The organism is Desulfovibrio sp. DV, assembly GCF_001936595.1.
In the GTDB taxonomy this organism is placed as follows: Bacteria; Desulfobacterota; Desulfovibrionia; order Desulfovibrionales; family Desulfovibrionaceae; genus Solidesulfovibrio.
On sequence record NZ_MLBG01000010.1, the window covers coordinates 63,133 to 72,026 of the forward strand.

Genomic DNA, 8,894 nt, shown 5'->3' on the forward strand with positions numbered 1-8,894 from the left:
CAACCGGCTCAGAATTCAGGGCCGAGTTCGGTGAGCGTTACGACGGCAACGCCTAGTTCGCGTTCTTTGGCCCAAATTTTCAGGGCTTCCAGGGTTTCGCCGTAGGGATGGCCGATGGCAATGGCCCGGCCGTTTTTGATGGCGTTTCGTTCGGCGGTTTTGAGTTGTCCGAGGATGGTGCGGACGTTTCGGACGTTGTCGAGGAACACGGCGCGGCGATAAAACGGCACGCCGTGTTTTCGGGCGGCTTCGGGGCCGGCGCTGACGGCAGAGGTGACGGAATCGAGGAAGAACAGGCCCTTTTCCTTGAGCACGGCCATGACTGCGTCCATGCCTTCGGGATCGCTGGTAAACGCAGAGCCCATGTGGTTGTTGATGCCTTTGACATGGGGCAGCTGGGCGAGGTTGTCGGCCACGATGCTTTTGACGCGCTGGGCGTCCATATCGGTAAAAAGCGCACCAGGGCCGGGGTTGACGCGGGGGTAGCTGCCGGGCTGCATGGGCTGGTGCAAAATGATCTCAATGCCCTGGGCTGCAGCCATGGCTTCGACGGAACTGGTTCTGGGCCGGCTGGGCAGGATGGCCAGGGTGACCGGAAACGGCAGTTCCGTCAGGTTTTTGGCCATGACCGGATGGTCGCCGATATCGTCGATGACCACGACCATGCGGGGCCCCTTGCCCGCATCCCGGGCCACGGGATGGGTCTGGGGCTCGGGCGGAGCCGGAGCCGACGGGGCCGTCGGGCTTGGCGGCTCGACGCTGGCGCGTATTTCGTGGCTCCCATTGCCGTTTTCAGGCTGGCCGGCCTGGGGCGGCAGATGCTCTTCGTAATGGACGGCGGCCTGCTTTGCCGGTTGGGTCTGGGCCTGGGCTTTTGCCTGGGCCAGGGCCTCGGCCAGGATCTGCTCCGGGGTCTGCGCCCGAGGCTGGGCCTGGGTCTGGGACTGGGGTTTGCCAACGTCGCGTTTCTTTTTCTCGGCCACCTGCTTCGGGGCTGTCGTCTTGACGGCCGGGGCCACAGTGCGTTCCCAGGGCAGCGACGGGAAAGGGCCAAAGAGCATGGAGGCGAGCACGACGAGAGTGGCAGCCAGGGCCAGACCGGCCACGGCTGTTAAAACAGGTTTGCCGGAGAGAACAATGCGTTTGTTCCCTCCGGCTCGTGTGCCCTTGGGAGCCTTGCCCGGTCCCTTGGCGGGTTTGGCGGCTCCCTTCCTGGCTGGGCGCTTCTTAGGGGACGTAGGTTTTGATGGGGAAATACTTCACCAATTCCAGAGCGAGTTTGAGCTGATTGTCCCGGGCAAGCTGATCGAGCATCTTCTGCTTGGGATCATCAGTCGCGTCGGACGCTTTCTTTTTCTTGTTTTCCAAATGCCGGGTCAGGTCGCGCTCGCGGAACTGGTGGTTGGCGGCGAGCTTGTCGCGATCAGACTCGTTATCCTGCATGGGGACCATGAAGTCGGGTTCGATGCCTTCGGCCTGGATGGAGCGGCCGCTTGGCGTGTAGTACAGGGCGGTGGTCAGCTTGATGCCGGAGCCGTCGGAGAGCGGAATGACGGTCTGCACCGACCCCTTGCCAAAGGTCTTCTCACCGACGAGCAGGGCGCGCTTGTGGTCCTTGAGGGCACCGGCCACGATTTCCGAGGCTGAAGCGGAACCGGAATTGATCAGCACCACCAGCGGCGAAACGACGTCGGAGCCGTCGCCCTTGGCCGAGAATATCTTCTCCTGTTCCTGGTTTTTGCCTTTGATGGAAACGATCTGGCCGCTGGGCAAAAACACGTCGGACACGTTGACGGCCTGTTCGAGCAGACCACCGGGGTTGTTGCGCAGATCAAGGATGGTGCCCTTGAGCTGTTTGCCGCCCTTCTGGTAATCGGTCAGGGCCTGCTTGAGCTCGGTGGTGGTATTCTCGTTGAAGCGATTGAGGCGGATGTAGAGATAGCCCGGCTCGACTTCGTTGGCTTTGACGCTGATGATCGGGATGGTGTCGCGCACCACCTTGACCTTGAAGGGCTTTTGCTGGTCCTTGTGCACAAGGGTCAGGGACACGGCCTTGCCCTTGGGTCCGCGGATCTTCTGCACGGCGTCGACCAGGGTCATGTCCTGGGTGGACTCGCCCTCGATCTCCAAAATAACGTCGCCGGACTTGATGCCGGCCTTGTCGGCCGGAGTATCGTCAATGGGGGAAATGACGGTCAGGCGGCCGTTTTCCATGCTGATCTCGATACCGATGCCGCCGAATTCACCGGAGGTGCTGACCTGCATCTCCTTGAATTCGTCTTTGGACAGAAAACTTGAATGGGGATCGAGCTGCTGGAGCATCCCGACGATGGCCCCATCAATGAGTTCATTGCGGGTGACGGGCTTGACGTAGTGGTTTTCCACCAGATCCATGACCTGGCTGAAGCGCTTGAGCGGCGCAAACCGGTCATCCTCGGGTTTCGCGGCGGCAAATGCGACGGAGCCAAGGGCCAGGCAGACGGCCAGAGAACACGACACTTTGGTCAAAAAACGCATACCATCTCCTCCACGAAACTGACGGACCTCGAAGCGGCCGGGGCAGCAGGCAAATCCCGCGCCGCCGGCCAGAGGCGAGCCCTAGCGCCTGACGGCAAGCCACTCCGCCGGATTAAGGGCTTTTTCCCGAAAACGCAATTCGAAATAGACGCCGGAAGCCCGCGTCTGGTTGCAATAGCCGCTGCTGCCAAGCGGTGCCCCGCCGGACACGGCCTCGCCGACCGATACGGCGCTGTCGCCGAGACAGGCGTAGACCGTGTGGCAGCGATCATCATGGGTCAGGATAACCACCCGGCCAAGGCCACGCAATGTGCCGGTAAAAACCACCCGGCCAGGGGCGGCGGCGGCCACGGGTGACCCTTCGGGGGCGGCCAGGACCATGCCCTGGCGGTAGGCCTGGTTGGCGGCGGCAAACGGGATGAGGACCTTGCCGGGCGTCGGCCAGGACAAGCCGCCGGGCGGCGGCGCAAACACAGCCGGCCCGGCCTCGGCGGCAGCACCCCGGTCACTTGCATCGCCCGGGGCGACGGTCGCCTCCAGGGCCTGCCCGAGCACAACCGCGCCGTCGCCCGCCCGGGAGCCGGGGGCGTTTTCCAGTTCGCGCACCCTGCTGGTCACGGCTTCGGAAAAAGCCCGGTCCGACTCCTTCTGGCCGGCCAGCAGGCGCAGCGCCGCATCGTCGCGGGCCAGACGCCCCTGCCTGGCCTTGGCCGCAGCCGCGTCAAAGGCCTGCCGGGCCGTGAGCGCCGCTTCATAGAGCGACCTGGTCCAGACATAGCGGCGGTCGGACTCGGCCCAGTCGCTGCCGGCCGGCACACCGGCGGCAAGGCTCTCGGCGCGAAGGGGCCACAGGGCGGCCAGCAAAGAGGCCAGACGTCTCGCCTCGCTGTCGCGGGCCGCCTCCAGCGCCGCCAGTTGCCGGGACAAGCGCCGGGTCTCGGCCTCGCTCGCCGCAACCCTGGCCCGGGCTTCGCTCAGGCGCGCCCGGGCCTCGGCCGGGTCGGGCGCAACCGGCTTGCGGGCCTGGGCCGGGCCTGGAGCCAGGGCCAGGGCCAGAAAAAGAGCCAGGCAAGCGCGGACGGCAACGCGCATCACGGCAAAAACCGGCCCAGGGGACAGTCATCGCATTTGGGCGCACGCGGGCGGCACCAGCCATTGCCCACCCGCACGAGCAGGGCGTGGAATTCGTTGTAGAGTCCAACGTCGACCGGCAGCGCGTCCATAAAGAGCTCGCGCAACTCGTCGTAGGATGCCTCTAGCGGAATGAGCGCGTGCCGGGAGCAGATGCGGGCGGTGTAGGCGTCCACCACAAAGCTCGGCAGGCCCAGGCCATAGAGCAGGATGCTGTCGGCAGTCTCCGGCCCCACGCCTTTGACAGCCAGCAGCCGCTCCCGGGCCGCATCCAGGCCGGCGTCGGCCAGGGTGGTGATGTCACCGCCCAGTTCTTCGACAATGAACGCCAGGAGATTTTTGAGGCGTCCGGCCTTGAGGCGGAAATAGCCGGCCGGGCGCAGCAACTCGGCCAAATCATTGTCCGGCAGCTCGTAAAGGGCCACAGGATCGAGCCGGCCGGCCTTTCGGATGTTGTCCATGGCCCGGGCGGCCCCCTGCCAGTTGGTATTCTGGGTGAGGATTGCGCCCACGGCCATCTCGAAGGGCGTGGCCGCCGGCCACCAGCCGCTCGGTCCCAGGACGTCGAGCATGGCGCTGTACATATTGAGAAACAGGGTGTGGCGCTTCATGACCGGAAAAGGCGCATCCTTGGTTGCGGGAGTGATTTGACCCTCTAGCAAATTTCAAACGTACTGGCGAGGGTTGAGCCCGAGCAGGCAGAACACCTCATAGGGGATGGTCCCCCACCACAGGGCCAGATCATCGGCGGTAATCGCTCCCGGCCCGTCGCCTCCGAGAAGATGAATCTGGCCACCGGGTTTGACGGCGTCAAGGCCGGTGACGTCCACGGCGGTCAGCTGCATGCACACCCGGCCAAGGATGGGCACGCGCCGGCCGGCCAGACACAGAAAGCCCTTGTTGGACAGGCCCCGGCTGTAGGCATCGGCATAACCGACAGCCACGATGGCCACCCGCATGTCGCGCTCGGCCACATAGGTGCGGCCGTAGCTGATGGACGCCCCGCGCGGCAGGTCGTGGACCGACACGATGCGGGTGGTGGTCTCCATGGCCGGCAGCAGCCCGTGGCCCAGGCCCTCGCGGTTGGTGCCGGCAAAGGGATTGACCCCGTACAGGGCAATGCCGGCCCGGCGGGCGTCAAAGCCGATGCTGTCGCCGTGGGCCAGGATACCGGCGGAATTGCACAGCGAGGCCCGAAACGACAGCCCGCCGTGGCGCAGGGTCTGGCAGATGCGGGCAAAACGCGCCCCCTGTTCGGCCACGAAGTCAAAGGCGGCCGGATCATCGGCCGTGGCCAGATGGGAACTGACCATGGCCACTTCGAGGCAGGGGGTTTTGCCCAGCACTTCTGCGAGCCTTGCCGCATCGGCCTCGGCAAAGCCCAGGCGGGCCATGCCGGTGTCGAACTTGAGCGCCACCCGGGCCGTTCGCGAAAGGGCCTTGCAGGCGGTGGCCAGCCGGTCGAGTTGGTCAAAATCATGGACAAAGGGAATGATGCCCTTTTCGATGGCCAGGACGTCGTCCTGGGGCAGGACCGGCCCGAGCAGGGAAATGATCTCAGCAGCCAGACCGGCCTGGCGAAGGGCCGCGCCCTCGGCCACCGAACCGATGGCAAAGGCCTGGCAGCCGGCGCCAGCCAGGGCTGAGGCTGTTTCAACGAGGCCATGGCCGTAGGCGTCGGCCTTGACCACGGCAATGATCTGGCCGCCGTTTTGGCGCAGCAATTCATAGTTTTTAACGATATTTGAAACCCGGACCAGGGTGCGCAGGTAGTTGTGTTCGATGGCCATGAAACGCTCCTTTGCGGTGACGACCCGCCCGTACCTACGCCCATCGGAAGCGGTTTTCCAGCCGAATCAGCCGGCTGGCAGGGCGGGATGAAAAGGCGTATAAATGGGCCATGCCAAACGCCACAACCCATCGCACCATCCGCATCCTGCCGCCGGAACTGCAAAACCAGATCGCCGCCGGCGAGGTGGTGGAACGGCCTGCCAGTGTGCTCAAGGAGCTTATGGAAAACAGCCTCGACGCCGGCGCCAGCCGCATCGAGGCCACCATCGAAGGCGGCGGCCGCACAGCCATCATCATAAGCGACGACGGCGGCGGCATGACGCCCGAAGAACTGCCCCTGGCGCTCACCCGCCACGCCACAAGCAAAATCACGTCCATGGCCGAGCTGGAAACCATCGCCAGTTTCGGCTTTCGCGGCGAGGCCCTGCCGAGCATCGCCTCGGTGTCGCGCTTCCGCATGGCCTCGCGCCACGAGGCCTTTGAGGAAGGCGCGTTTGTGGCCGTGGAAAACGGCCGCATCCTGGAGCGCGGCCCGGCCGCCCTGGCCAAGGGGACGCGCATCGAGGTGCGCGACCTGTTTGCCGCTGTGCCGGCCCGGCTCAAATTCCTCAAATCCGAGGCTGTCGAGACCAAGCGGGCCACCGAACTCTTTGCCCGGGCGGCGCTCACCCGTCTGGACGTGGCCTTCAAGCTCACGGTCGGCGGCCGCACGGTCCTGCGTTTTCCGGCCGGCCAGACCCTGACCGCCCGGCTGGCCGGCATCTGGCCGCCGGCCGTCACCGAAGATCTCTTTGAGATGTCCTACGCCGCCGACGGCATGACGGTGTCCGGGGTGCTCGGCAAGCCGCTCAAGGCCCAGGCCAAGGCCGACCGCATGTATTTCTACGTCAACGGCCGTCCGGTCCTTGACCGGGTGCTGTTGGCCGCCGTGCGCGAAGCCTACAAGGGCCGGCTGCTGGCCCGGGAATACCCGCAGGCGGTCATTTTCCTGACGATTGACCCGCAAGACCTCGACGTCAACGTCCACCCGGCCAAGACCGAGGTGCGTTTTCGCGACGAGCAGGCCATTTTCCTGCATCTGCGCCGGGCTGTTGGCGCGGCGCTGGACAAGGCGCTCATCCTTCGCACCGTGCCGGCCCCCCAGCCCTGGGTCAAGGCCGACGGCGAAGCGCCGAAATTTGCCAGCCGCCGGGATTTCCTCGACGAACTGGTGCGTGCCGACGCCCCCTCGCCCCATGAAACCACGCCGTCGGCCGCCTCCCTGCCGGACGGGCAACACCGTGGGCGCACCTCGTTTGCCGAAACCCTGCCGCCCCTGCCAGGAGCTTCAGAGATGCCCGGGAGTGGCCGACCGGCCTCGCGGGTGGCGGAAACCCCGGCCGCTTTGGCCCGGCCCGGCCAGTTCGGACAGTCTGATCCGGCCGGCCCGGCCGGACAGGCACGCCATTTCGATCCGCCGGCCCTGGCCCGCCGGGCTGCCGCCGCCCGCGAGGCTGGCGACGCCGGCTATGCTGCGGAAGAGACGGTGTTGCGCGCCCGCACCCCCGAGGAGCTGGAACCGGCCCTGCCACCGGGACTGCGCTATCTGGGCCAGTTCGACGACACCTATCTCATTGTGGATTTCGGCCGGGAGCTCGTGCTGGTGGACCAGCACGCCGCCCATGAACGCGTCATCTACGCCGGCATGGAGGCCAGCGGCAGCCGGGGCCACAGCCGGCCGCTGGGGATGCCGGTGGAAATAGCCCTCCATCCCTCGGAGCAGGCCCGGCTCCAGACCCTTTTTACCGAGCTTCGGGCCATGGGCTTTGTGGTGGAAACGCCGCGTCCGGGCATGGCCGCCATCACCGGCGCGCCGCCGGGGCTGACCGTGGGGCAGGCCCGGGAATACCTTGGCGCGGCCCTGTCGGGGCAGTCCAAGTCCTTGCAGGACCTGTGGGTGCTCATGAGCTGCAAGACGGCCATCAAGGCCGGCACGCGGCTGACCGATGACGAGGCGGTGGCCCTGCTTGCCCAGTGGGCCAAGGCCCCGGAGCGCGACTATTGCCCCCATGGCCGGCCGGTGGCGGTGCGCTTTGGCCGGCGCGAAATGGAAAAGATGTTCAAGCGCAAATAAAAGCCGGGGACGGGTGTTTCCCCCGCTCCCGGCCTCACTATCAATCCGTTTTTTTGGGCTAGAAAATCAGGATGGTAAATCCCTCTTCGCTGTAGCGGGCCATGCCCGGATGGCCGTGCATGTCGTCAAGAAGCGTCATCCCCTCGGCCACGCAGGCTTCCTGGCTGCCAAGGACATGGGAGCAGGCCCGGCACACCCCGGCAAAAAGCCCGAGCGCCTTGGTTTTTTCAAACAGGGCATGCATGGGGTTGTCCGTCTTGGCCAGCACGGCCACAAGCTTGGTCGCCTCGCCTTCCAGCACCACCTTGGCCTCGTAGCCCTTTTCCCGGTAGTTGATGGCGTTTAGGAGCACGTGGACGAAGCACGATACGTCGCCCCGAAAGGCGAACAGCACGATCTTTTTCCCGGATTCTTCGGCTTTTTCCATGGCGGTTCCTCGCTTGCGGCCCTTAGACCTTGCCCACCGGGGCCAGATAGAGGGTGAATTCGGTTTCGCCGTCCAGGCCCAAAAGCGTGTCGCAGGCTTCCTGGTCATAGGCCGCCACAGCGCATGTCCCAGCCCCGATGGCCTCGCAGGCCAGATAGAGATTCTGGCAGACATGGCCGGCGTCCAGGGCCATGACCTTGTAGGAGGCCTCGGCGTAGCGCCATTCCATGCGTTCGGGCACGGCTGTCCAGAAAAACGTGGCCGCTCCCCGGGACACAAAACCCTGGTTGAAGGCGGCCAGGGCCACCTCCTCGTCCAGATGCTCCATGCGGGCGGTTTCCACCAGGGCGTGCTCCACCGGCAGATAGCGGTACAGGGCCGGATTAAGCCCCCGGACCAGGTAAATGGCCAGATAGGTTTCGAAGGCATGGCGGCAGCCGGCCGAGGGCACGGTGCGAAGCCCGCCGGCCAGCCCCGGAGCCTTGCGCAGCCCCTGGGTGGCCCACAGAAGAAAAGACAACTCGTCCAGGGTCAAGAACTCCCGACGAAAACTGCGGTGGGATTTTCTTTCGGCGATGGCCCGAGCCACCGACACGTCGCCAATGCCGGCCCACTCTCCGGGCCGGGGCAGGGCCAGCAAGGCCGCATCGGCCGGATACGGCTTTTGCAGGGGCGGCGGCGGCAGTCCCCGGTTCTGGGCGGTCTGGGAAAAGTCCACCATCTTGCGGATGCTGTCTTTCAAGAAAAACTTTAAGTTTGCGTCCATGCCCTGCACTCCCGATCCATTTCGCCCTCATGCCGCAGCAGCATTGCCTGCCTCTCCCCGACTCTGCGACTCCCTATCAGCCCACCGACTTGGCAACGCCCACAGTCCAACCATACTTTCCCCCGGTGGGATTCCAAAGGGCACTGCCC

At 65.4% G+C, this 8,894-nt stretch carries 8 protein-coding genes; 1 reads left to right on the plus strand and 7 read right to left on the minus strand.

All coding sequences use genetic code 11. The features are described 5' to 3' along the window. Window positions 1-8: 8 nt before the first annotated feature. From DVDV_RS04560 to alr, 5 genes are all read right to left on the minus strand, one after another. Entirely contained in the window at window positions 9-1,106 is a 1,098-nt protein-coding gene (locus DVDV_RS04560; RefSeq protein WP_254845250.1) for a divergent polysaccharide deacetylase family protein, read from the minus strand. 121 nt (window positions 1,107-1,227) lie between these two features. Continuing rightward, window positions 1,228-2,517 (minus strand): S41 family peptidase, encoded by a 1,290-nt coding sequence (locus DVDV_RS04565; protein WP_075353524.1) that lies wholly within the window; start codon window positions 2,515-2,517, stop codon window positions 1,228-1,230. An 81-nt stretch (window positions 2,518-2,598) separates the two neighbouring features. Then, entirely contained in the window at window positions 2,599-3,609 is a 1,011-nt protein-coding gene (locus tag DVDV_RS04570; RefSeq protein WP_075353525.1) for a murein hydrolase activator EnvC, read from the minus strand. After that, on the minus strand, window positions 3,609-4,259 hold the full coding sequence (locus DVDV_RS04575) for an endonuclease III domain-containing protein (protein WP_075353526.1): 651 nt from the start codon (window positions 4,257-4,259) through the stop codon (window positions 3,609-3,611). Before DVDV_RS04575 ends, DVDV_RS04570 begins: the two co-directional genes overlap by 1 nt. Window positions 4,260-4,313: 54 nt before the next feature. Continuing rightward, window positions 4,314-5,438, minus strand: coding sequence for an alanine racemase (gene alr / locus DVDV_RS04580; RefSeq protein WP_075353527.1), 1,125 nt, complete (start codon window positions 5,436-5,438; stop codon window positions 4,314-4,316). 110 nt (window positions 5,439-5,548) lie between these two features. Between alr and mutL the strand changes: the two genes are divergently transcribed. Further along, complete coding sequence (mutL, locus tag DVDV_RS04585) at window positions 5,549-7,552, plus strand: DNA mismatch repair endonuclease MutL (RefSeq protein ID WP_075353528.1); 2,004 nt, start codon at window positions 5,549-5,551, stop codon at window positions 7,550-7,552. Between the two features lie 58 nt (window positions 7,553-7,610). On the opposite strand, the gene DVDV_RS04590 is transcribed toward mutL, so the two are convergent. Together DVDV_RS04590 and DVDV_RS04595 are read right to left on the minus strand one after the other, a co-directional pair. Next, window positions 7,611-7,979 carry a cytoplasmic protein gene (locus DVDV_RS04590; RefSeq protein ID WP_075353529.1) on the minus strand — a complete coding sequence of 123 codons (369 nt, stop codon included), beginning with the start codon at window positions 7,977-7,979 and terminating at the stop codon, window positions 7,611-7,613. 22 nt (window positions 7,980-8,001) lie between these two features. Then, the gene (locus tag DVDV_RS04595; RefSeq protein ID WP_075353530.1) at window positions 8,002-8,745 is read right to left on the minus strand and encodes a SagB/ThcOx family dehydrogenase; all 744 of its coding nucleotides are present in this window, start codon (window positions 8,743-8,745) and stop codon (window positions 8,002-8,004) included. Between the last annotated feature and the right edge of the window lie 149 nt (window positions 8,746-8,894).

What these genes read in the sequence shown, in the direction of transcription:
- DVDV_RS04565 (WP_075353524.1), bottom strand. Translation starts at nt 2,517, where the DNA reads ATGCGTTTTTTGACCAAAGTGTCGTGTTCTCTGGCCGTCTGCCTGGCC.
- mutL (WP_075353528.1), top strand. Translation starts at nt 5,549, where the DNA reads ATGCCAAACGCCACAACCCATCGCACCATCCGCATCCTGCCGCCGGAA.
- DVDV_RS04575 (WP_075353526.1), bottom strand. Translation starts at nt 4,259, where the DNA reads ATGAAGCGCCACACCCTGTTTCTCAATATGTACAGCGCCATGCTCGAC.
- alr (WP_075353527.1), bottom strand. Translation starts at nt 5,438, where the DNA reads ATGGCCATCGAACACAACTACCTGCGCACCCTGGTCCGGGTTTCAAAT.
- DVDV_RS04590 (WP_075353529.1), bottom strand. Translation starts at nt 7,979, where the DNA reads ATGGAAAAAGCCGAAGAATCCGGGAAAAAGATCGTGCTGTTCGCCTTT.
- DVDV_RS04595 (WP_075353530.1), bottom strand. Translation starts at nt 8,745, where the DNA reads ATGGACGCAAACTTAAAGTTTTTCTTGAAAGACAGCATCCGCAAGATG.
- DVDV_RS04570 (WP_075353525.1), bottom strand. Translation starts at nt 3,609, where the DNA reads ATGCGCGTTGCCGTCCGCGCTTGCCTGGCTCTTTTTCTGGCCCTGGCC.